Source organism: Agrobacterium tumefaciens (assembly GCF_017726655.1).
In the GTDB taxonomy this organism is placed as follows: Bacteria; Pseudomonadota; Alphaproteobacteria; order Rhizobiales; family Rhizobiaceae; genus Agrobacterium; species Agrobacterium tumefaciens_B.
In genome coordinates this window covers 2,430,001-2,453,083 of sequence record NZ_CP072308.1, presented here as the reverse complement: position 1 = coordinate 2,453,083, position 23,083 = coordinate 2,430,001, and the positions used below count along the sequence as shown (strand labels likewise).

General features: G+C 57.3%; 17 protein-coding genes, 1 tRNA gene, 2 rRNA genes and 5 pseudogenes (1 of these 25 cut by a window edge). 9 read left to right on the top strand and 16 right to left on the bottom strand.

Features of this window, described 5'->3' with window-relative positions:
* The first annotated feature begins 27 nt into the window (after positions 1–27).
* The 4 genes from AT6N2_RS11970 to AT6N2_RS11955 all read left to right on the top strand — a co-directional run bounded on the left by AT6N2_RS11970 (position 28) and on the right by AT6N2_RS11955 (position 4,770).
* Complete coding sequence (locus tag AT6N2_RS11970; RefSeq protein WP_209087035.1) at positions 28–1,092, top strand: ABC transporter ATP-binding protein; 1,065 nt, start codon at positions 28–30, stop codon at positions 1,090–1,092.
* Between the two features lie 72 nt (positions 1,093–1,164).
* A complete protein-coding gene (locus tag AT6N2_RS11965) occupies positions 1,165–3,213 on the top strand; it encodes a bifunctional aldolase/short-chain dehydrogenase (protein ID WP_209087033.1) in 2,049 nt (682 codons plus the stop codon).
* A 32-nt stretch (positions 3,214–3,245) separates the two neighbouring features.
* Positions 3,246–4,268, top strand: coding sequence for a 2-dehydropantoate 2-reductase N-terminal domain-containing protein (locus tag AT6N2_RS11960; RefSeq protein ID WP_209087025.1), 1,023 nt, complete (start codon positions 3,246–3,248; stop codon positions 4,266–4,268).
* A gap of 64 nt (positions 4,269–4,332) precedes the next feature.
* A complete protein-coding gene (locus AT6N2_RS11955) occupies positions 4,333–4,770 on the top strand; it encodes an RpiB/LacA/LacB family sugar-phosphate isomerase (protein ID WP_209087023.1) in 438 nt (145 codons plus the stop codon).
* Positions 4,771–4,826: 56 nt separating this feature from the next.
* Here the strand turns inward: AT6N2_RS11955 and AT6N2_RS11950 are convergent, their stop codons facing one another.
* The 3 genes and pseudogenes from AT6N2_RS11950 to AT6N2_RS24405 all read right to left on the bottom strand — a co-directional run.
* Positions 4,827–5,045, bottom strand: coding sequence for a metallophosphoesterase family protein (locus AT6N2_RS11950; protein WP_209087021.1), 219 nt, complete (start codon positions 5,043–5,045; stop codon positions 4,827–4,829).
* Positions 5,046–5,343: 298 nt separating this feature from the next.
* Positions 5,344–6,053, bottom strand: a pseudogene (locus AT6N2_RS11945) (RHE_PE00001 family protein); the annotation flags it as partial.
* Between the two features lie 54 nt (positions 6,054–6,107).
* Positions 6,108–6,942 (bottom strand): annotated as a pseudogene (locus AT6N2_RS24405) (transposase); the annotation flags it as partial.
* Positions 6,943–7,015: 73 nt separating this feature from the next.
* Here AT6N2_RS24405 and AT6N2_RS11935 point away from each other — a divergent pair.
* Positions 7,016–7,210 (top strand): annotated as a pseudogene (locus tag AT6N2_RS11935) (IS3 family transposase); the annotation flags it as partial.
* Positions 7,211–7,660: 450 nt separating this feature from the next.
* Here AT6N2_RS11935 and AT6N2_RS11930 read toward each other — a convergent pair.
* The 5 genes from AT6N2_RS11930 to AT6N2_RS11910 all read right to left on the bottom strand — a co-directional run bounded on the left by AT6N2_RS11930 (position 7,661) and on the right by AT6N2_RS11910 (position 15,125).
* On the bottom strand, positions 7,661–8,869 hold the full coding sequence (locus AT6N2_RS11930; RefSeq protein ID WP_209087019.1) for a Wadjet anti-phage system protein JetD domain-containing protein: 1,209 nt from the start codon (positions 8,867–8,869) through the stop codon (positions 7,661–7,663).
* A complete protein-coding gene (locus AT6N2_RS11925; protein ID WP_209087017.1) occupies positions 8,866–12,300 on the bottom strand; it encodes an SbcC/MukB-like Walker B domain-containing protein in 3,435 nt (1,144 codons plus the stop codon). Before AT6N2_RS11925 ends, AT6N2_RS11930 begins: the two co-directional genes overlap by 4 nt.
* The gene (locus AT6N2_RS11920; protein ID WP_209087015.1) at positions 12,297–12,947 is read right to left on the bottom strand and encodes a DUF4194 domain-containing protein; all 651 of its coding nucleotides are present in this window, start codon (positions 12,945–12,947) and stop codon (positions 12,297–12,299) included. The genes AT6N2_RS11925 and AT6N2_RS11920 overlap by 4 nt, the downstream gene beginning before the upstream one ends.
* Positions 12,937–14,499, bottom strand: coding sequence for a Wadjet anti-phage system protein JetA family protein (locus tag AT6N2_RS11915; protein ID WP_209087013.1), 1,563 nt, complete (start codon positions 14,497–14,499; stop codon positions 12,937–12,939). The genes AT6N2_RS11920 and AT6N2_RS11915 overlap by 11 nt, the downstream gene beginning before the upstream one ends.
* Before the next feature lie 275 nt (positions 14,500–14,774).
* Positions 14,775–15,125, bottom strand: a complete 351-nt coding sequence (locus AT6N2_RS11910; protein WP_425292727.1) for a carboxymuconolactone decarboxylase family protein — start codon at positions 15,123–15,125, stop codon at positions 14,775–14,777.
* Positions 15,126–15,176: 51 nt separating this feature from the next.
* Between AT6N2_RS11910 and AT6N2_RS11905 the strand changes: the two genes are divergently transcribed.
* Positions 15,177–15,326, top strand: coding sequence for a hypothetical protein (locus AT6N2_RS11905; RefSeq protein ID WP_209087011.1), 150 nt, complete (start codon positions 15,177–15,179; stop codon positions 15,324–15,326).
* A gap of 155 nt (positions 15,327–15,481) precedes the next feature.
* On the opposite strand, the pseudogene AT6N2_RS11900 reads toward AT6N2_RS11905, so the two are convergent.
* The 4 genes and pseudogenes from AT6N2_RS11900 to AT6N2_RS24340 form a co-directional block, all read right to left on the bottom strand.
* Positions 15,482–16,444: pseudogene (locus AT6N2_RS11900) on the bottom strand (ATP-binding cassette domain-containing protein).
* A pseudogene (locus AT6N2_RS11895) lies at positions 16,437–17,325 on the bottom strand (ABC transporter permease). The pseudogenes AT6N2_RS11900 and AT6N2_RS11895 overlap by 8 nt, the downstream one beginning before the upstream one ends.
* Before the next feature lie 94 nt (positions 17,326–17,419).
* Complete coding sequence (locus tag AT6N2_RS24345; protein WP_273545421.1) at positions 17,420–17,818, bottom strand: glycine betaine ABC transporter substrate-binding protein; 399 nt, start codon at positions 17,816–17,818, stop codon at positions 17,420–17,422.
* A 7-nt stretch (positions 17,819–17,825) separates the two neighbouring features.
* Positions 17,826–18,206: a glycine betaine ABC transporter substrate-binding protein gene (locus AT6N2_RS24340; protein ID WP_273545420.1), complete on the bottom strand. Its 381-nt coding sequence runs from the start codon at positions 18,204–18,206 to the stop codon at positions 17,826–17,828.
* Between the two features lie 102 nt (positions 18,207–18,308).
* On the opposite strand from AT6N2_RS24340, the gene AT6N2_RS11885 reads away from it, so the two are divergent.
* The 3 genes from AT6N2_RS11885 to AT6N2_RS24145 all read left to right on the top strand — a co-directional run bounded on the left by AT6N2_RS11885 (position 18,309) and on the right by AT6N2_RS24145 (position 20,215).
* Complete coding sequence (locus AT6N2_RS11885; protein ID WP_233282444.1) at positions 18,309–19,172, top strand: recombinase family protein; 864 nt, start codon at positions 18,309–18,311, stop codon at positions 19,170–19,172.
* A gap of 74 nt (positions 19,173–19,246) precedes the next feature.
* Positions 19,247–19,576 carry a recombinase family protein gene (locus AT6N2_RS24150; RefSeq protein WP_233282443.1) on the top strand — a complete coding sequence of 110 codons (330 nt, stop codon included), beginning with the start codon at positions 19,247–19,249 and terminating at the stop codon, positions 19,574–19,576.
* Between the two features lie 18 nt (positions 19,577–19,594).
* Positions 19,595–20,215 carry a recombinase family protein gene (locus AT6N2_RS24145; protein WP_233282442.1) on the top strand — a complete coding sequence of 207 codons (621 nt, stop codon included), beginning with the start codon at positions 19,595–19,597 and terminating at the stop codon, positions 20,213–20,215.
* Between the two features lie 63 nt (positions 20,216–20,278).
* Here the strand turns inward: AT6N2_RS24145 and AT6N2_RS24140 are convergent, their stop codons facing one another.
* The 4 genes from AT6N2_RS24140 to AT6N2_RS11865 all read right to left on the bottom strand — a co-directional run.
* Positions 20,279–20,752 carry a hypothetical protein gene (locus AT6N2_RS24140; protein WP_233282441.1) on the bottom strand — a complete coding sequence of 158 codons (474 nt, stop codon included), beginning with the start codon at positions 20,750–20,752 and terminating at the stop codon, positions 20,279–20,281.
* Positions 20,753–20,903: 151 nt separating this feature from the next.
* Positions 20,904–20,980 (bottom strand) — tRNA-Met (locus tag AT6N2_RS11875).
* A gap of 216 nt (positions 20,981–21,196) precedes the next feature.
* Positions 21,197–21,311: ribosomal RNA gene (gene rrf, locus AT6N2_RS11870) — 5S ribosomal RNA — on the bottom strand.
* Positions 21,312–21,582: 271 nt separating this feature from the next.
* Positions 21,583–23,083: ribosomal RNA gene (locus AT6N2_RS11865) — 23S ribosomal RNA — on the bottom strand (it continues 1,305 nt past the right edge of the window).

The following is a 23,083-nucleotide window of genomic DNA, read 5'->3' as shown; positions in this document are numbered from 1 at the left end:
AGGCTGATAAAATGGAGTGGGAACCCCATGGCGACCGTGGAATATCAAGGCATTGGCAAGTCGTTCGGCGCCTTTACGATCATGCGCGACATTTCCTTCAAGATTGAGGATCACGACTTCGTCGTGCTTCTCGGTCCTTCGGGATGTGGCAAAACCACCCTTTTGCGGATGACTGCGGGTCTCGAAACTGTCAGCGGCGGCGATCTACTGATCGGAGGTAGGCGCGTCAATGAGGTTCATCCGCGTGACCGCTCTATTGCGATGGTGTTCCAGAACTACGCGCTTTATCCGACGATGAAAGTTTACGACAACATTGCCTTCAGTCTCGAGGTCGCCAAGGTGCCGCCGGCGGAGATCAAGAAGCGGGTGGAGTGGGCGGCCGCAACGCTCAATCTCACTCCCTATCTCGACCGCTATCCCAAGGAACTGTCGGGCGGCCAGCGTCAGCGCGTCGCCATGGGCCGCGCCATGGTGCGCGAGGCGCAGGTTTTCCTCTTCGACGAGCCTTTATCGAACCTTGACGCGAAGCTGCGCGCCCATATGCGTACGGAAATCCGCCAGCTTCACAAGCGCCTGAAGACCACGACGATCTATGTCACTCATGACCAGATCGAGGCCATGACCATGGCGGACAAGATCGTCGTGATGCGGGCCGGCAAGATTGAGCAGATCGGCTCGCCCGACGATGTCTATGACCGCCCGGCCAGCAAATATGTCGCCGACTTTATCGGAAGCTCGTCGATCAATTTCCTCCCCGGAACGGTCGTCGCATCGAACGGCACAGCCGCCGTCGATACGGCGACCGGACGGGTGCCGATTGAAGCGACGACCACGGCAAGGCCCGGGCAAAAGGTAATTGTCGGGCTGCGCCCCACCGACGTCGTGGTGGACGAGGCAGGGTCGCTTACCGCGAAATCCTTGCTGCTCGAACGGCTCGGCCATGATGCGCAGCTCTTTTGCGACGGGGCAGACGGCAGCTTCCTGGCCGTTGTCGACAAGGCGGCGCGGTTTGCCGAGGGAAGTGACGTGCGTTTCTCCATAGCGCCCGCCAAGGTTCATGTTTTCGATGCCGGAACGGAGGTCCGCCTCTAAGGGTGCGCGCTCCAAATATTACAACATCGCGACTATCGGGCCGGGCAGACGGCCGCAGGAAAGGAATTTGTAATGAAATCACGTTGGTCGGACTCAGAGTTCAAATCCGTGGTCGATGCTTATGTCACCAGAGGAATCAACCGCGACCTCGCCATCCGCACCTATACGACGCGCCTTCTTGGCGTGGACCCGGAACTGGTGCTGCATGGCGGCGGTAACACCTCGGTCAAGACGAGCTTCACGGAAATGGACGGGTCCGAGGTTGATGTCCTGTGCGTCAAGGGTAGCGGCTGGGACATGAGCACCATCGAACCGCAGGGCTTGCCCGCTGTGCGTCTCGATCCACTAAAGGCGATGGTCGGCTTCGAAACGCTCTCCGACGACGATATGGTCATGTTACAGCGACGGTTGCTGCTTGATCCAGTAGCCCCCAATCCTTCTGTGGAGGCGATCCTACACGGCCTTCTGCCGTTCAAACACATAGACCACACCCATGCCAACGCCATCGTGTCGCTGACCAATCAGCCGCATGGCGAGGATATCGTGCGCGAGCTGTTTCCTGACAGCATTATCGTTCCCTATGTCATGCCGGGTTTCGATCTTGCCAAGGCCTGCGACGCCGCCTTCCGGGCGAACCCTGATGGCGACGGGATGATTCTTCTCAAACACGGTATCTTCACCTGGTCGGAGGACCCACGCCAGTCCTATGAGGACATGATCGAGAAGATCGACAGAGCCGAACGGCGCATCGCGCAAGGCCGGGCGCGACCGTTCAAAAGCGTCGCCATCCCCGAAAGGCTTGCCACCGCTGCCGATATCGCGCCGATCCTTCGCGGCGCCATCGCCATCGATACCAGCATCGACGGGGCACCGAAACGCTTCGTGCTCGAACACCGCAGCGGCGAGAAGATCCTTGATTTCTGCAATGCCGAAAATGTCGAAAGCCTCGTCAGGCGTGGCAATGCGACGCCGGAACATGTGATCCACATTAAGCGCTTCGGTGTAGCGTTGCCGGCGCCGGTCGAGGGGGAACTGGAGCAATGGGCAGAGACGGTCCGTGCGGCGGTGAGCGCCTATCAGGCCGATTACCGGGCCTATTTCGAGCGCAACAATGCCCGCGTCGGCGACATCAAACAAATGCTCGACCCCATGCCGCGTGTGTTCTACGTGGCCGGCGTCGGCCTGTTCGCAGCCGGCGCGGCCCGGAAGAACGCCCTCGTCGGCGCAGATGTGGCTGAGGCGACCATTTCGGTCATCACCAATGCCGAGGGCATCGATGCTTTCGAGGCGCTTTCGGAAAGCGACCTCTTCGACATCGAATATTGGTCGCTCGAACAGGTGAAACTGACCAAGGTGCAGGAAAAGCCGCTGACCCGGCAGGTCGCTCTCGTTACCGGCGGGGCGAGCGGTCTCGGTCTCGCCGTGGCGGAGGCGCTGAAGGCGGAAGGGGCGGAAGTCGCCCTGTTCGATATTTCCGACGAGGCTGTGACGCGGGAGGCCAAACGGATCGGGGCATTTCCAGTGGTCTGCGACGTCACCAGCCCCGCTTCCGTCGACGCGGCGGTGGCAGAAGCCGCCCGGCACTTCGGCGGCGTCGACATCCTTATTTCCAATGCCGGGGCGGCTTTCCAGGGCAGCCTGCTTTCCGTCGATGAGGCGACATTCCGGAAAGCGTTCGAACTCAATTTCTGGGGCCATCATTACATGGCGCGGGCCGCCGTGAGGGTGATGGAAAAGCAGAAGACCGGCGGGGCTCTTGTTTTCAACGTCTCGAAACAGGCGGTCAATCCCGGTGCCGATTTCGGCCCTTACGGCACCTCCAAAGCAGCGCTGATGGCGCTGATGCGCCAATATGCGATCGAGCATGGTGCATCGGGCATAACCTCCAATGCCGTGAATGCCGACCGTATCCGCACCGGCCTGATGACCGATGAAATGGTACAGGATCGTTCAAAAGCGCGTGGCCTGACGCCGGAAGCCTATATGCGCGGCAATCTCATCGGGCGCGAAGTCACAGGCGCGGATGTGGCAGCGGCCTTCGTGCATCTTGCCAAGGCGCGGGCCTCTACGGGGGCGGTCATCACAGTCGACGGTGGCAATGTCGCGGCGATGATGCGCTGAGCCTTGCCTCCAAACGTTTGAAGGAAACGACTATGGCAACCATACTCATTCTCGGCGCGGGCGTTATGGGGAGTGCCCTTTGCGTGCCCGCGTCCGATAACGGGCACGCGGTGACGCTGGTGGGCACGCCCCTCGATGGCGAACCGGTCCGCCGCATGAAGGCGGGCGAGGCACATCCGAAACTCGACAAGCCGCTGCCGGACAGCGTAACGGTCCTCGCTGATCAGGAACTGACGCCAAGCCATATGGCGTCCGCCGATCTCGTCATTGTCGGCGTCAGTAGTCCGGGGATCTCTTGGGCCACCGAACGACTCAACCAGATGCTTTCGATGCCAAAGCCGGTTGCGTTCGTGACCAAGGGTCTCGACCGAAAACATGGGCGTATCGTTACCTACGCGCAAACCGTGCCGGGGCTGGTGGGAAATATGGCGGCTTTTATCGGCATTGGCGGGCCCTGCATCGCGCGGGAACTGGCCAATCGCTATCCGACGACCAGCATTTATGCCTGCCGCGACCGGCAGGCTGGCGCGTTCGCGGCCGGTCTTCTACGCACACCCTATTATCGTCTGGCAGTCAACGACGACGTCATCGGGGTCGAAGCCTGTGCCGCCCTCAAGAACTTTTTCGCCATTGGCGTCAGCGCCATGCAGACCCGCTATCCCGATATCTCACGGCCCGACGGTCAATCCAAGAACCCGACGGCTGCTGCCTTCACCCAGGCTGCCAGCGAAATGGCGGGGCTTTGCGAGCGGATCGGCGGACGCTGTGACACCGCCTTTGATCTTGCTGGTATCGGTGATCTGCATGTGACCGTGGGCGGCGGACGCAACAGCCGCCTCGGACACGGCCTTGGACGCAACCAAACGGTCAGCAGCATGATGGCCGGCGACCTCGCAGGTGAGACGGTGGAGGGTATCGACACGGCCCGCATGCTTGTGGAGCTGTTAAACACCGTTCCTTCGGCGAAAACCGATTTTCCACTTGCCTGCGCGATCATCGCCGCCGTGCTCGATGGCGGCGCTCTGAACTTCGATTTCACGACACTTTTTGCCTGAGCCGCCGGCCGAGCCAGTTGCGCAGCCATAGATTCATTCTTGAGACAGTGGAAAGGAAACCGCCATGAAAATTGCCCTCGGCGCCGACAGCGCCGGAAAACCCTTGCTGGATGTCATCGCTGCCCATCTGTCCGGGCGGTCGGATATCGAGGTCACCGACCTTAGCCAATCTGGTTATTACGCCGATCTCGCTGCCCGGATTGGGCAAGATATCCTCCAACATAAGCACGATCGAGCAATCCTGTTTTGCGGAACCGGGATTGGCGTCTGCATCTCTGCCAACAAGGTAGCGGGCATAAGAGCCGCCCTTACCCACGACACTTATTCGGCAGAGCGCGCCGCCAAATCGAACGACGCCCAGATAATCACACTGGGTGCGCGCGTCGTTGGCCCCGAACTGGCAAAAACGATCGTCGATACCTGGCTGGCTTCGAGTTTCGATCCAGACGGTCCATCCGCTGGCAACGTCCAGGCCATTAATCGGCTTGACGTGGCGCGGTGACGCGCCGCCAGCACCGCTGGGTACTCTTGTTTTTTTGCTCGTTGTCTTCAGCACCATCACGTCGCCCCTTGCTCCACAGGATTGTTGGCGGCTCTCCTGTCCACGTCGTGATTGCCGGGGATGACCATAACATCCTCGAACTTGCAGCCGTAGACCGGGCATAGTCTCTCCCGGATCCATTTCAGGGCGAACGCACACTCTTCGTCATCAGCAGCGAAGGCAATATCGCCCGAGATCAAGATTGCATCGACAGGCCCACCGGTCTTTACGCGCATCTTCTGAATATCATCAATGCGATCATCATGCAGACCCAGGTTCGGATCGTTTGACGGCCTATGTCGCGCTTCTTAAAGTGGATGTCGGAGAGATGGAGAAACAGCATAACGCAACTCTTGACTGACATATGTGACGAATATGCAATTAGTGCGATGGTTTTCGAGTTCTCAGCAGCAAGCAAGCCTTTACAAAATACTCTTCCACCGGAAATACTTAGATCGATATCGAGGAAAAGATTTGATCCTCACGGCAGTGGTCTGCCACCCGCGACTTCGAAAAGACAATCCTGTCTACTCGCTAGAGGATTTCCCACGCCCGAAGCCTGCCCCTTCCCGTCATCTCTCTGAGGCCGAGCTCGGCAACAATCCGCCGCGCCGCATTCGGCGTGACCTCGAGCGCCTTCGCCACCATCCCGGCCGAGACCAACGGTTGCCATAACCAACTCGACCAGTTCCGGCAGTTTTGAAGACGTTCGTCTTCCCGCCAATTTGCGCTCCGTCATCTGCCGAGCAAGCGCCAGCCGTTCGTGCTCTTTCATGCCCATCTCGGAGGCCGCCAGTAAGCCTTGAGCAATTGCGAGCGGCCGCGTCTCGCGGCCGCAATGCCGGCGCCGATCGACGGGGGTGGTTTTGAGGCCGAGATTGATTAGCGGCGAGATGGGCGCATGAGGTGATCCCAGCCTGGCGCAGGATCGAAGCGTAAAACAGCCGGCCGAGCCAGGCGGCGTGCTGCAGGACAAGCAGCTCGTTCCAGGCATCGAGGGCGACGATCGCCTGCAGCACTACCGGCAGGTGTTCGGTTTGGCGCAGCACGCCGCGCCACTCGTCCAGCCGCGCATCCTCGTCCCAGTCGAGATCATAGACGAGAGTGCCTGGTTCACCGGCGTCAGCTCGCCAGGGCCGCTTTGCCTGTTCGATCTTGGCTTCCGATCGGGCGAGCAACGGATCGATGGCACCGAGATCGACACAGGGGAGGTCGACGCCATCATCATCGTCGCTCCCCTCCCCTCCCCTTATGGCTCAACCATCTGTACAGACTCGACCCTGCGTCGTTTGCCGCCCTCCCGCATTGGCAACTGCTGTCCAGGCAATGATCTCGCGGTCGAAGCGTCAATAATGAAGGCGAGACCAATTACCTCACCATTCCGAGCCAAGTGAACTTCAGGCCGTCCGAGCACCAGCGCAGGTTGGAACGCATGACCATGACCTGCCATCGTGGAGGCGGCCCTTGTGAACGGCCGTATGCTTCTCCAGCAACATGACGTAGTTGCCTATGATGCGGTGAACCCGTTTTGCGTTGACGACAGGCTATCGGCGGCTCACCTTTCGCGATTGAGGAGCGCGGCGATCCGCAGATAGCCATAGGCCAGCCCTTGATCCACCAGCCTGCGAATGGCGGACAGAAGCTCTGCATCCTCGACCTTATGGTATGGCCCACGCGGCTTTGATTTGCCCTTCAGCTGCTCAGCGAGGTAGGAACGGGAGACGCCCAGCGCGTCTGCGACCGCCTTCATAGCGAACCGTCCTTCCGCAGCAAGATCGGCCGCGAATGCATTTTTTTGAGTCCGCTTTGGAAAGGGCTTCGCGGAGGATTTCAACCACCATCGTCTTGCGACCGAGCATGCACCCCAGCTCCCGGACGCGATCTTCCAGTTTCTTCACTTCTGAATTCCCGATAACCGGCTCGTCAGAATCCACGGCAGCAGCACCTCCCTCGCTCAAGAGCCTCCGCCACCGATAAAGGAAATTGGGCGCGACGCCATGACGGCGAGCGGTCGACGATACCGTCTCGCCTAGTTTGGAACTCTGCTCAATAATTGTCAGCTTTTGCTCGCTTGTCCACCGCCTGCGGCGAACATCGCCGTCAGAATTCGAGGTGGCGATGGTCTTTACACATAAGCCTGTCCTCAAGCCTGTGCTTGAGCCTTTCTGCTTATGCCGACTGTCCGGTCGAAATGGGGGGCAGTTCAAACGGCCTCTACCAGGCTGAAGTGATATATGGGCGTGGACCGTCCCGCAGCTTCGAAGCGGTTGAGTTCGCCACCCTGGAATAGGTTGACTGGTTCAAGCACCGACAACTTCTGTAGCCGATCAGAAACATACCGCCAGTTGAGGCTGAAGAACGCTACTACGCCATGCGGGGCGAACCAGCCATGGCTGCATAACTTAAATCAAATGGCCTCCGGCAAACCACGTGCGGTTCAACCCCTACCCCAAAGAAGCCCTTCGATGGTGCCGGCGGCCTCGAACCCATCTAGATAGCGTAATGACGACGCGGCGCGACGCAGGCGGCGCATCGCGAGCGCATGGGTCGCTACCGATTTCTACAGGGTTTCATACGGCCCGGTCACGGGTGGTATGGCCGAGTCGCGAGCCAAGGAATTGGCCACATTATACTCGCGATGGCCGATCGAAAGGTGGTCCTCGTGCCCCGTTTCGTACCCTACAACAGAAACGCCGCCATGAAGGGTGGCATATCTTGTTTAAATATTTGGAATCGTTGGTTGAGGGGGCCTGAGTACACCGAGACTTGTTAATTCAAAGATATGGCCGCCTTCAAAACTTCAGTCCCGTCACCGACAACAGTTCCTCAAGACGGAGAAGGCAGCGATTGACTACATCTGGACGCGCCGTAAAGCTTCAAGCGGACTGCGTGGATCAAATTCCTCCTGTTCGTGCACGAGTTCTGCCTGCTCAATCAGCGAAGCGAGCTCTGCGATTGCGCTCTCCGCCATATCGCCACCGACGCGATTTGCACGCTGCGCTTTCGAACCGACTTGCCGAAGAAGGTCTGTATTCATCATGTGTGGCTGCAAGCTTACTCCGATCGATGCAAGATGTTGCTCGATATAACGGAAGATGCGCACGCCGCCCCCATCCATGTCTCCCCAATGGTAAGTCGGTGCGCAAGCCTGCCCCGTTAGCCTCACTATCGTCTCCAACACGGGCCTCGACGGGAACCCGCCTGAATAAATCACCAGTCCGTTTTCGCTTTGCCCGATCTCACGGACATACCGAACAAAGGAGGAAAAATTCTCGATGGTCAGAAGATACTCCGGTCTTTTATAAAGGTTTACGCGCCGAGCGCATTCGGCAGGCACGCCAACAAAAGGCATTTTCGGGAACGGCTGCTCATCTAATGAAACCGCGCCACCAATAAGAACGGGTTGGGGAAGCCGTTTTATCCCGACGCTGGCGAGAAGTTCTTCTGCATCCAGAGCGACTTGCGCTTCGCTCAACGAAGAAAGCCGCGAGATTGCGGACGCAACCGAGGTGAGATTGCTTTCGAGCGCTTTACTATCGCCCGATATAAGTCTGGAAAAACTGCGAAAATCGACGTCACCTACGGAGGGTCCGGTAAGGCGTGCGGATATTGCGTCTGCAAGGCGCAGGACTTGATCGAGTGTTCGACTCTCCCCCGGTGCAATACCCATATACGAACATTTACGGCCCCAAGCGAGAGCGGCTTCATCGATCAGCAGCGCAACTTTGCCTGAAAGGTCTTGCCGAGCGCGAAGTGTCGCTAAAGATGCAACAGCAAATTCCTGGGCTGGTCGCCGCTCAGTCTGTCGATAAAGCACTTCGGGATCTCGAAGTTTCACGCTCTTTATGGAGCGCTCCCATCTCTGACCGGTCCAAACAATCTCCAGTCCACCTTCCTTTTCCAGGAAGGCGAGAGCTTCTTCGAACGCATCACTCGCATCGACGGTCAAGCTATCCTGATCAATCGCGGCTGTCCAACGGCTCGCATCCGGGTTCTTCTCGTATCCGTCGAGTAGGTAGTCGATCAAGGATGCAATATTGGAAAAACGGCGGCGGCTCATTCTGCAGCCTGGGCCTCCACGCTCAGGCGCATAGCCAACTCTTCCTTTGTTATATATTGCGGATTGGCCGCTCGCATCTCCTGACGAACCCGATCTTTTATCTTGATGGATTCCGCCATCGAGACATCACCGCTACGAAATATATCGATGATGTAATTTAGATTTTCATAAACAACGGCACGCTTCTCGGTCGGCGCAGCGATGACGACCTGAAGTCCGATATCGCGATAGAAATTCAGTAGCGTTCGCTGGTTCGGCCCGTCCATCTTGCTGAACGCCTCGTCAAACACGGCAAGCCCCATGCCGATCCCGGCCTTGTCCTCTGACTGCCGCGCGCCGTGATAGGCGACGGAAAGTGCTGCGCCTATCACCACATAGAAAGGCACCTGCCGTTCGGCTCCGCTGGCAACCCCGCGTCGCCGGTCGAAACTCGTTGTGCGATCGGCTGAAGAATCATATATTTTCAGATCGTAGGTGAAATAGTTCTGATACTCTTCAAACACCGTAAAATCGAAGGTGTCGTCCGCCAGCAATTGCTCGACCTGCCGTATGGCCCTGCCATGTCGCTCATCTCGAGGCGGCACCTGCACAAACAACACGTCAAGCACGCTGTCGTCGGTTTCGCTATCACGCACGAGACGATAAATATCCTCGAATTCCTGCTTGATCGAAGCCTTGAGGCTGTAGGTTTCGTTATTGAATGGACGCGACCGGAGCGCTTTCGCAAGCCTCTCCATCTCGACGTCCATTTGCCCGAACCGGCTGTTCAGCTCATGAATGAACGTGGTCTTGAATAGCAGGGTGACGCGGCTTGCCGCTTCATCGGCTTGCTCCCGGTAGCGGATAAGCTCGTTGCCTTGAAGCGTTGCTATGCCTTCCAGAACCCAGGGTTTGACCGTTTCGACAATCAAGGCCTGAGCGTAGCCCTCCAGCGGGTCTGGAAACGCCATGGCATAACGCCCCAATGCGTTTCTGATACTTCCCCGCAATTCCTGATATTCTTCCTTGGCCTGACTGGCGCGGTTCGCCATATCTTCCGCAATTTTCCGGGGCGAACGTAAAGCGTACTCACCATAGCGCTTCCGCACAGCCTGAAAGTGCAATACCAAACGAATTTCGTTTTTGAATTGGCGACGGCGGTGAGACAGACAAAGCCATGAACCTGGGTGCTCATCGGAACCTTTCAACTTTTGCGCAATCTGCTGAAGTTCTGATGTCACAGACGCACGTGTGGTGATCAGTCCGTCACGATCGTCCTTCAGGCTCTTGATCGTGCGCAATACACGCTGTTCGGCCTCAATAAGCTGCGGATCGACCTGCGCGCTGATCCTTCCAAGACGCTGGCGGGCCTCGGCGCGCCTTTCGGCAAGGTCACTATAGGCGGATGTGATGGCCTCCAGCCTGTCCTTTTCATCAACCGGCTCAGCACATTGTTCGAGCCGACGCAGAACATCGTCAAAAAAGCGCTCTTTGTCATAATGGACTTGCCACAGGCTGGTGTACTCACGAATCCGCTGTTGCAGCGTTTCGATCATGAGTGGCGCAGCAGCGCGCCCAATCTTCACGCCCTGGGCACGCCGCACCTCCGTGACGAGGCCATCATAGTAGGCCCCATCAGCCATGACGGCCCGACCTCCAGAAAGAAGTTCGTCCTGGTTCGAGGCGAGACGAACGTTTCCAACCCTGAAAACCACGAATGCCATCACCAAAGAATCGTCACTATGGATGATCGAAGCCAGTGTTCCGGCTTCGGGCGTGTTTGAACGGGATTGGAGTTTGCGGGTATTCGCGACCCGGCAACCCGGATAGTCACCTCTTCCGCGCCTGAGAATCTCGGTTGCCCGATAAGCGTGGTCAGGATCGACGATCACCGTTTCCCGGTCTCGGCCCAGCAGTGCCTCCGCAGCATTACGCCAGTTTTCATCGAGAACCTCCGCGACCTCACAGAGCGTTCGAGGCCGCATCCCTTCACGGCGGAGGGCATCCATGAATCTCACTGTTGCCGAATCAAGGAGCGCCTGTCCCCGCCGTGCAGCATCGAGTTGTTCGCTGTCACGTTTTATGTCGCCGTCGACTATACGTTTCTGATAGATCGCTTCGTCGCGTTGCTGCGTGACTTTGTCCATGCGCGAACGGGCTGCTTTCGCCACAGCCTCAAGCATCATTTCCATGCCAGCAGGGTCACGGGGCCACTCGGGTGGCGTCACGCCCCGACTGGCTTCCTCAACCTGATCCAACGCACTGATCAACTCGCCGGGGTTGATGATTGCCAGCCGATCACGCAGCGTAAGTAGCTGTACGGCTCTCGCAGCAAAGAGATGCCTTCGATTAAGTCTATCCACAACGGTTGCGCTCTCTCGGTCAAGCTCTTTGATATATCTCTCGACCTCGTTTCTCTGGGCTTGCGCGCCGCTCGCTGCCAGTTGATCCTGTATTGCCTTCTGCGTCTGCTCTTCCCGCTCAATCTCCTCGTCGACACGGCTAAGTTCGGCCTCCGCCTCACGCAATTTATCCTGCTTCAGCCTTTTATCCGCAAGGTTGCCGAAAAGAGCGCCTAGTGCTTCCCGGAGCAAGGCGGTCCTCTCGACGGCGCGGCAGGCCGCTTCTTCGTTCACAAGCTTTATGAATTCCTCGATCTGAAGACTGATTGCCTGTAAAGCCTCCAGACGTTCCTCAAGATTACCGATGGTCTTTTTGATTTCCTGATAACGCTTAATAGAATCCCGCAGCTCCCCTATCTTGATGGGGTTTGGTTCGAGAAGATGTTTCTTGACGAACTGTTCGACTGACGGCATGTCCGTAAAAGAAAGTGCCGCAATGAACGTGCGGATAAACCGCTCCGGATCACCGCGGAGCTTGTTCGTAAAGAGCACACGCATGTACTCGCGAATAAATGTCCTTGCGTCATCATGTGTATGAAGCTGGCCATCAGCCGCGTTGCACGCCTGTTCCAGTCGCCGCTTCATCGCGCGCCATTCCGTCGGTCGCCGCACTCCGTCGTTCTCATCGATCAACATTCCGGAATCCAGGCGAACGCCGTCCGCAACGAAACGGCCTACGATATCCGCCGCATGCCCACGCATCGCTTCAATCGCCAACCCAAGCGTGACCGGTCGCCGTTGCGCAGCCGTGTCCTCAAAAACCAGCGCAATATAGCTCCGCGCATCTTGCCGAAGAAACGTATCGTCGTTGAGTTGCGCGAGGCAATATCCGGTGAGGGTGCGTTCCGACCGTTGGCCGCCCTCGCCGGCGGACCGATTGAACTTGTAGAGCCGTGGCGAACCACCGGCCATAACCGCCTGGATCAGGTCGATGATTGTTGATTTGCCTGCCGCGTTCCTTCCAAGAATCGCGGCATCACCAGCCAGATCAAGATCGGCAAACACCATAAGATGCCAATTGATGAGGACAATCCGCCTGAGTTCTATCACGATACGACCTCCACGTTTATCTGCTCCTTCGCCCCAGGAGGAGCAGCGACAACGCCCGACAGAAGTGCTTCCAGCGACGCCACGAAATCGTCTCCCGCGACTGTGGCAACAAGTGCACGGATATCGAGATCCATGTCCTGCATTTCCGGATCGAGTGCGCCCAATCGGACCAGTGCGCGTTTCTCCAACATTTCGAGCACCTCACGGAAAGCGTTTGGAGACAGACTCGCCCGACGTGCACCAGCGACAATTTCCTGATACGCCGCATAAGCTTCGTTCAGACTCGTCCGTACTGTGCCTTTATCTTCAATCTCTCCGAGCTGCAGCGCTTCCTCCCAGAGACGGCGCAATACCAGCAGCACCACGGTTTCGTCGGTACGCATTCGCGGCAGAGATATCCGCTCCGGATCCGGCAATATTCCCGCCCATCCTTCGGTTTCGCGATGCACCAGACGATATCCGGCCACGTCGAAGTAAGCCTCTATCAACGCCTTCAATTTCGGACGAAATAACGTCTCCAGAAGCGTGGCAGAGCCGCGATCCTCCACGTGCACGAACTGATCGCGCATCAGATGTGCTATGAGTTGGGTAACCCGCTGGGAGTCCCGTGCATTGGTCTCTTCCAGCAAGGCGAACTCATGAAGCATGGCCTATCTCCAGTGCAATGCCGCCGTCGAGGCGTCTGACGATAAATCCCGGGGAATCCAGCCAATCATTGGAGATGTCCCGCGTGTTGTCACGAATGAACTCGAAGCGGTTCCGCATCCCGATCGATAGTGCAGAACTGTCATCCGTGCCGAGGCCGCTGGCTACCAGCAGCCGCAAAGCTTCGAACACTAGAAAATCGTCCGCGGTCTCGATGGTCAGGGATGCACCATGCACCTCTCCATACGGCGGCACCTGTCGCTCCAGAAACCGGCTAACCTTTGCCGGTGAGATGATCAAACGCTCGAGATACTCCTTTTCCAACAGCCGGCGGTACTCCGCGATTGGATCTGGCGGAGCTATTGAAATATCGCCCTCCGACGGGCTGGGGCGTGCGCCGCGCGGCTTCGCCAGCAGATTTGGCGCAACACCAGGTGTCCGTTGCTCAAGCGACCCTCGAACTTCCACTTCACTGCCGGGATACGACATCACCTCATCCAGCTTCTGGATAAGACGCTCGCTACGCTGAAGAAAACTGGTGCGCCTGCCAGCATACCGAACCACGTTGCGCAGCCTCGTCTCAAGCCGCGTGCGGTGCTGCTGAATGGCCTCGAAAGCTTCCTCAATTCGTTCAAACACGTGACGAATACTTGATATGTCTTCAAAGACCAGATCGCGCGCTGCCGCAGCGGTCGGCGCCAGCCTTGCTTCAAGATAGGCATCAGCGATGGCATCCGTATCGATGCTGGAATCTTCAAGCCTTTCCAAGGCGGTCAAGATCGCACGGCGATGGCGATAAGGGTGAGCATTGGTCGTAATTGCGGTATAGTCTCGCAGAAGCACCTGCTCGACAAATTCCTCGAAATAATATCGCAGGCGATCGGCGAGCGTATCGGAGGAAAGAACCTGGCGGTCGATATCCCTAAGTGCCGAAAGCACGCTGCGAAGATATCGCCCGAAAGCCGCCGCATCACGCGCCGCCTTGTTCAAGCCCAGTGCATTTTCCGCCGGCTTCTCCTCAACCGCGCGTATGGCGTTGCGGACCTCGATTACGAGACCGCCGAGTTGCTCCACAACACCTTCCTTAAGCGAGCATAGGAATTCTGCTAGGCGCATTGCACCCGACGGCATTTCCACGGTCGTTTTTAATCCGTAACTGGCCTCATCCAACCAACCGGTCTGGAGCATTCGATTATAAATGTGACGACTGCGACTGATGGCAATTCCTGTTGCTTCGTCGTTCACACCTTCGACTCGACGTCGCCGTACTCGCCGGCCCGTTCGCACGACGAGGCGATCGAGATCAACAGCAACTTCTTCCTCCGCCCACAGGCCGGGCTCTCGATCGAGGCAGTCGTAGATTACATTCACGACCTCGGCTTGACTGGGAAAAAGTAAATCCGATCGGTAAAGGTTCCTATAGACCGAGAGTACTACCCGTTCATAAAGCACACGATTGGCACCCGCGAACAGTGTAAATATCTCCGGCTCAAGCTGCCCAAACAGCCGTGTGGTAGATTTTTCAACTGAAGATGTAAAACTGCTTTCTGCCAAGACGTCCCCCTGTCCCTGGGAAATTTCGGCAAAAAAAAGAATCCGTCAAGGGTAGATCGTCACGAAATCAATCATAAATGGAACTCGTTAAAGTTGCCGACAGATAAACCCCAATGGGTCTGGCTGTCGGAAAATTCTGATTCCAAGCGTTGGCTCCAGCGAACCAGACATGAGTACGGCCTCGTCGGATGTCAAAAAATAGAGAATTCGGGAAACAATCCAGCTACAGGATGCGCGATCAGCGCGAGGATAATCCCGCGCTGATGAAACTTACATCACTCACTCGGCAGGCTTTTGATCGCATCGAACACGCGAGCCGTATAGGTCAGCGCAGCGCCAGCATTAAGCGAGATAGCTACGCCGAGGGCCTTGGCGATCTCTTCTTCGCTGGCACCCAGTTCGATGGCCTTCCTGCCATGAACGGCGATGCATCCGTCACAGCGGGTCGTGACCGCAACGGCCAGAGCAATGATCTCGTGCGTCTTCGGCTCAATCTTGCCGGTCTCGTTGCCGCTGGCTTCCATGATGTTCAACCCGCGAAGCACATCGGGGCTAAGCTTTGCGAAATCGCCGACATGGCCGATCAGGGCGTCGTGGTATGAATTCCAATCCTGCATATTGCTCATGAAAGCTCCGACTGGCGGCCGGCGGTGACGCCGCCGTCTACGGGAAGAATCGTGCCGGTGATCCATGACGCCTGTTCGGAGGCCAGGAAAAAAAAGGATCGCTTCGGCGACGTCGCGCGGCTGGCGGACCAATCTGTATTAAACAGCCTCAAGACGCTTACCAATCATGCGCAGGACGACTTCAAAGTAGAGGGCACGTAGACATTCTTCATCAACGGTAAGAAGATTACCGGCACCCCAAGCCTTGAAGCAATACGGCGCGAGATCGCCGTCGCTCTGGAAAGGAAATAACTTCTGTTGCCACCTGGCGCGATACTTGGTGGGGATGGAGAGTTCGACAGCGGCGGAACTCCTGTTTACAAGCTTCGGCGATCACCAAAGCCTCGGCTGTTCTCCAGGAAACTCGCCTCCTCAAGAGACGTGCTGCCTACCAACGCACCGACAAGACGGCGGAACTCGACACGTCCGACCCTTGCAGCCGTCTCATCAACGATATCGGCTTCAGCACTGGCCGAATTTGTCATAAGCCGGGCGGCATCCTCGATCGTCGTACCAAGCTTCAAGATTTCGCGCGCGTTATCGTCGCTCTGGTGTCGCGGCGCCATGAGTTGCTCGACCCAGATCACCCTTCCGCGATTGACCTCCTTTACGAAACTGGCGACGTAGTCATCGGCAATGTTGAGCACAATATCCTGACTGGTCCCCTGCAGGACGATTTCCCCTTTGCGCGGGATAAGCTTCGTCCATCAGCAGAACGGGAGCGTCGTTCGACGAGGCGCGGGCAAGGCCGACGCGCTGTTGCATGCCGCCGGACAATTGGTTGGGATACTTCTTCTCGAAACCCTTTAGCCCTACCCGCTTGATCCATCGCATCGCGATGTCAACGCTTTTCACGCGGGCAACGCCCTGGACCTCGAGCCCGTATTGATGTTGTCCAGCACGATCCGATGCGACAACAGAGCGAATTTCTGAAATATCATCGCGGTCTGATGCCGGCGGAAGTAGCGTAACTCAGCATCGTTCATCTTGACGACATCCACACCATCGACGAGCACCTCGCCGGCGGTCGGATCGATCAACCTGTTGATGTGGCGTATCAGTGTAGACTTGCCGGAACCGGAAAGCCCCATGACAACCTGAATCTGGCCCGATGGAATTTCGATGTTGATGTCTTTCAGACCGAGAACATGTCCATGTTTTTCGTTGAGTTCGCTCTTGTCGAGGCCCCGCTTGACGGCTTCGACGTAGGCGTCGGGATTGGATCCGAAAATCTTGATGAGGTGGCGAATCTTGATGCCGCCGAACTTGTGCTCAGCCATGAAAAACTTCCCGGTGTTTCTGAAGGCGGCGGCCGTAAGCCTGTGTAGCCCTGTCGAAGATGATCGCAATGCCGACGATGGCAAACCCACCTAATGGACCGAGACTGAAATATTGGTTCACGATCGCACGCAGTACCGGCTGCCCCAGCCCCTGAACCCCGATCATCGACGCAATGACAACCATCGCCAATGCCATCATGATGGTCTGGTTGACGCCGGCCATGATCGTCGGCAGGGCGAGCGGGAGCTGCACTTTGAAGAGTTTCTGCGAACTGGACGATCCGAATGCGTCCGCAGCTTCCAGCACATCCTTGTCCGCGAGACGAATGCCATGGTTGGTAAGACGGATCATCGGCGGGATGGCATAGATAATGACCGCAATCAGGCCTGGCACGCGCCCGATACCGAGGATCATGACGACGGGGATCAGATATCCGAAGCTTGGCAGCGTCTGCATGATATCGAGAGCGGGATTGACGATCTTTTTGCACCCTGTCGGAACGAGCCATCAGGATACCGATCGGCAAACCAATGGCGATCGAGAGAATGGAGCCGAAGAAGATGAGCGAGATGGTGCGCATCGCATCCTCCCACATTCCGAAATAACCGATCGCCATCAGGATCAGGAAGCAACCCAGCACAATCTTCACGCTGCGGCTCGCCGCATAGGTGACGGCGAGAATGAGCCCGACAATGATGGGCCAGGGCGTCTGTGCCATGAACCGCTCGGATGCAAGCAGAAACTGATTCACCGACGAAAAGAAGCCCTCGATGGTGTCACCGTGAGAGCGCGAGAATCACAGGAAACCTTCGTCGATCAGCTTCTTGAAATTCCGCAGCGACTCGTTGTCCATCTGCGGAAACTGATAAAACCATTCCATATTCGTTGTGCCTCCCTGAAACCTGTGGCCTTGTTGCCTGAAGGGCTGGCGGAACATCGCGTGGATGCTCCGCCCTAACCTCAGTGGGCGGCCTTCACCTTTGCCGCGACATCTGCGGGAACCCATGCCGTCCAGACGGGCTCACGGCCTTGAGGAACTGCTTCGCCGCATCCGCGCCCGTCGCCTGGCTGTCCGTCATCCAGGCCAGCATCTCGCTCACGACCTTGTTCGGCCACGAACGTTTTGTCAGGAACTCATAAGCAGATCCGCCACGCTCTGCGAAGGCTTTGGTCACGACTTTTCCGACTTCGTCAGTCGGCCATTCATTCGGCTTGGGATCTGGGCAGCTTTCGACTTCGTTGCAGCGTGCCCATTCGGCGGCATCATAGCGAACACCGGCTGACAGGCGAACCATGTCGTATTTGCCGAGCAGAGCCGTCGGATCCCAGTAATATCCGATCCAGCCACGACCTTTGTTATAGGCATTGATCAAAGCGCCGTCATGGCGGCAGCGGAACCGCTGTCGATGAGATTGAAGCCGGCGTTCTTTGCCTCATATGCCTTGTAATATTGGGTCGCAAAGACAGTCGCGCCCCAGCCCTGCGCGCCGGCACATCAGGCGCCTTCGAGGAATCCTGCGGATCAGGAAAGAGCTCGGGATGTTTCAGCGCATCCCTAATGGTTTTGATGTCGGGGTATTTTTCAATGAGGAACTTCGGCACATAGATGCCCTGCACACCGCCATCCGTGAAGACCTTGCCGGCAACGACGAGCTTGCCATCCTTGATGGACTGTTGCGTGACCGGAGGACGCGTACTCGTCCAGGACTCCGATACGATATCGGGCTGCCCGCGCTCCGCCATGGAGGTCTGCGTCGGCACGGTATCACCGACAACGACGCTTGCATCGCGGCGGGGCTCTTAAGTTCCCCGTCGCCGGTTACCATGTCCCCCGACTTCGCCCATTCGAACGGAGATCACCCCATGACCAAGAACGTTCTGTTCTACGCACGCCACTCTGCCGGTTACCATGACCACACCTGCCTCGAAACGCAGCTCCACGACGGGCACCGCTTCATCAAAGAGAATGGCTGGACCTTCGTAAAATCCTATGCTGACGCCGACATCGGCGAAGTCGTCTTCCTGGCGCAGCCCGGCGTGCGCAAGCTTTTCGCCCATATCAATCGCGAGAAAGTCGATATCGTCCTCTGCCATACGCTGGACCGGTTGTGCTCGCGATTCGACATAGCTAATCGACTGTTGAGCGCACTTACTCGCAAGGGCATCGAACTCTGGGTCATCGATACCGGAGAGCGTATCACCGGCCGGAACGGGTCCGACTATTATATGACCGACCGCAGCAACATGTTTGTCCCGGGCGGCCGTATTGCCCAGATGCCCGACGACCTGCGCGAGGAGAAACACTTCGCGCCCCTTCCATTCGGCTACCGCTATTCCGGCGCCTGCAATGCGGACGGCCAGCGCATCTTCGTGTTCAAAATCGTCGACCCGGTTGCGGCCGACGTCGTCCGCCGTATTTTCGGTATGTATGCCGAGGGGATGGCTCCAACAAAGATCGCAGCTCTTCTGAACGTGGAAGGCGTGGCCGGTCCCTGCGGCAGTATTTGGCGCGACGCTGCGATCCGCGGCAATCGCGCCCAGACAACGGGGATCCTCAACAACCCGGCTTACATCGGCGTGTGTAATCAAGCGGGCAACGATGACGACCATTATGTATCGGCGCTGCGCATCGTCAGCGATGAACTCTGGGACCGCGTGAAGGATCGCCACGATGCCGTAGCCGAGCGTGCTGCAGGATTGGCAGGGCGCCGTAATCAGCAGAACTGAACACGCAGCAGACGCACTGGCCGGCGATGCCGGCCAGTGTTCACGATGAGATTGTTTCAGATGGCATTGCCCCAATGACCAAGAATGTCCTTTTCTATGCCCGCTACTCCACCGACCGCCAGCACGAGGTCTCGATCGAGGCGCAAATCGAGCTTGGCGAAGCCTTCATTAAGGATCGTGGCTGGAAGCTGGTCGCAACCTATTCCAATGCCCCGATCAGCGGCACGAGCTACCAGCTACGCCCCGGCATCCAGAGTCTCATGTCCCATGTCCGGCGCGAGCAGATCGACATTGTCCTTTGTGTCACCGGCGATCGCCTGTCGCGCGACCTCGAGCGTGCATTCAAGATGCTGAAGGAGTGGCAGTATCGCGACATCGACCTGTGGACCGTTCATGGCGCCTAGGCGGTCACCAATCTCGAGATGGCCCTGCGGACTGCTCTCAGCCATGAACTGGTCGAGCAGATCCGATACCGGACACGCGAGCGCATGAAGATGGCCGTAAAGAAGGGCAAGGCGTCGACGTGTCTCGCTTACGGCTACAAGCTTTCGCAACAACGCGATGAGATGGGTGACCGCATCAGGGGCTTGCGTGAGATCGATGCCGGCAAGGCCGATATCGTCCGCCGCATCTATCAGGTCTATGCAGACGGTATGTCGCCACGCGACATCGCTCAGCTCCTCAACAAGGAAGGCATCCCCGGCCCGCGTGGCCGCAAATGGCGCGATACCGCGATCCGTGGCCATGTCGACCGGGGCAGCGGTATCCTCAACAATGAGAGCTATATCGGCCGCATTGTCTGGAACCGGCGCCAGTACCGTAAGAACCCGGAGACGGAACGACGCACGGCCCGCGCCAACGACGCCACTGAATGGGTGCTCAAGGACGCCCCGGAGATGCGTATCGTGCCGGACGAGCTGTGGCAGCGCGTCAAGGCCCGGCAGAGGGTAGTGGGCGATCTGTTCGACTTCGCGCAGAGCAACCGGCTCAACGCGACTCACCGGCCGGAATATCTGCTGAGCGGCATGCTGGAATGCGCCTAGTGCGGCGGCCCCTACGCCATCTCCGGCAAGGACCGCTATAGCTGCACCTCTCGCAAGAAGCGGCTACCGATCGATGACCTCGGTGGCGCATGCTGCGGCAACAGCAAGACGATCACCCGCGATGAACTCGAAGAGCGCGTCCTCAACTGCTTGCCCGTCGCCTTCTACTCCCTCGACATCTTCGACCGCATTGCCGAGAAAATGGTAGCCCACGAGACGAGCAGGCTGAAGAGCACCCCCTCCCGAAGAGAGGAATTGGCGGTCGAGCTTGCGACCGTCAAGTCGAAGCAGGCAGGCCTCATGCAGCAGATCCAGAACCAGCAAGCGGAAGGCCGGCCGCGCCTCGCCATCCTCGACGACCAGCTCGATGAGCTGGAAGTCACGCGCGAGAAGCTTGTCTGCGAACTCGCCGGTGCAGCCGAAGAGCCGGTCGAGGATTTTCAGGTGAAGATTGCGAAGCTGAAGGCACAGTTCAATCCGGCCAACACGGAGATCGCCAACATCATGGCATCGATGGATGTGATCGACATCATGCAACAGCAGTTTGTCGCTTCCGCCCAGAACGATATGATGGCCCGCATTGCATCGGGCGAGATCGACAAGGAGGCAAAAAGGGAAAAGCTCCTCAAGGCCTACGCCGAGGAGCTTCTGAGAAAGTCTCCCGAGTGGGAGAATTTGCAAGTGTCGGTGGTTGCGGGGGCAGGATTTGAACCTGCGGCCTTCAGGTTATGAGCCTGACGAGCTACCGGGCTGCTCCACCCCGCGTTACCAGCGCATTCGGCAAAGCCGAATGTCGCGTCTACGTCGTTGCTTTAGCGACGACGGATTTCTTTCGGAGTAAATTGCACAGCAATTTATCTCCTGTAAGGGACGCATTATCATTTGTGCCTGTTATAGCACAAAGGCCGCTTGAGCGGCCTTTTTGATTTGGGCATTGGCCCATTTTGGTGATTTGAGAAGATTTTGTGTTGCGTTTTGCAGACCTGGCAGCGACCTACTCTCCCGCGTCTTGAGACGAAGTACCATTGGCGCTGGGGCGTTTCACGGCCGTGTTCGGAATGGGAACGGGTGCAGCCGCCCCGCGATAACCACCAGGTCGGCAAAACGCAACAACGAAAGTTGTTTTCGAGAAGCTGGGAAGCTTGCGCTTCGTTTTAATTTACACGTCTTTCTGTGACCGATCCGTATTCCACCGTTGCTCGAGATCGAGCGTGGCACCGATACAGGACGCTAGTCCGTCGCCTCGGGTTTTTGCCTTGGCAAAATACCCTGACGGCGCGCCGTCTGCAGCGTAGTGGCCGAAGGCCACGTCAGCGTGAAGACAGAACAGATCATCGAGCTTGGCTTGATGAACATAATCAATGGGAACGAAGAAGTCGATCGAGCTATTAGTAACGGTAAGCTTCACACATTGCTGTGCTTCCACACCCGTCCTATCAACGTGGTCGTCTTCCACGGCTCTGATAGGGAACACTCGTTTTCAGGTTGGTTTCCCGCTTAGATGCCTTCAGCGGTTATCCATTCCGTATATAGCTACTCTGCTATGCCCTTGGCAGGACAACAGATCCACCAGAGATACGTCCATCCCGGTCCTCTCGTACTAGGGACAGATCCTGTCAATATTCCTACACCCACGGCAGATAGGGACCGAACTGTCTCACGACGTTCTGAACCCAACTCACGTACCGCTTTAAATGGCGAACAGCCATACCCTTGGGACCTGCTCCAGCCCCAGGATGCGATGAGTCGACATCGAGGTGCCAAACAACCCCGTCGATATGGACTCTTGGGGGTCATCAGCCTGTTATCCCCGGCGTACCTTTTATCCGTTGAGCGATGGCCCTTCCACACGGGACCACCGGATCACTATGACCGACTTTCGTCTCTGCTCGACTTGTCAGTCTCGCAGTCAGGCTAGCTTATGCCATTGCACTCGACGACCGATTTCCGACCGGTCTGAGCTAACCATCGCGCGCCTCCGTTACTCTTTCGGAGGCGACCGCCCCAGTCAAACTACCCACCATACACTGTCCCGGATCCGGATAACGGACCGCGGTTAGACATCCACGAAGATAAGGGTGGTATTTCAAGGATGGCTCCACACAGACTGGCGTCCATGCTTCAAAGCCTACCACCTATCCTACACATGCCTTGGCGAATGCCAGTGTAAAGCTATAGTAAAGGTGCACGGGGTCTTTCCGTCTGACCGCAGGAACCCCGCATCTTCACGGGGAATTCAATTTCACTGAGTCTATGTTGGAGACAGCGGGGAAGTCGTTACGCCATTCGTGCAGGTCGGAACTTACCCGACAAGGAATTTCGCTACCTTAGGACCGTTATAGTTACGGCCGCCGTTTACTGGGGCTTCAGTTCAGAGCTTGCACCCCTCCCTTTAACCTTCCAGCACCGGGCAGGCGTCAGACCCTATACGTCGTATTGCTACTTCGCAGAGCCCTGTGTTTTTGATAAACAGTCGCTACCCCCTGGTCTGTGCCACCCCATCATACTTGCGTACAAAAGGGTCACGCTTCTTCCGAAGTTACGCGTGCAATTTGCCGAGTTCCTTCAACATAGTTCTCTCAAGCGCCTTGGTATACTCTACCTGACCACCTGTGTCGGTTTCGGGTACGGTCTATACGGTGGAGCTATTTCCTGGAACCTCTTCGCCGCCCAACCAATCCAATAAGGTTGAACAACACACGAGATCCGTCACTACCACCAGGCCCACGAATATTAACGTGGTTCCCATCGACTACGCGTGTCCGCCTCGTCTTAGGGGCCGGCTAACCCTGCTCAGATTAACTTTAAGCAGGAACCCTTGGTCTTTCGGCGAGGGAGTCTCTCACTCCCTTTATCGTTACTCATGTC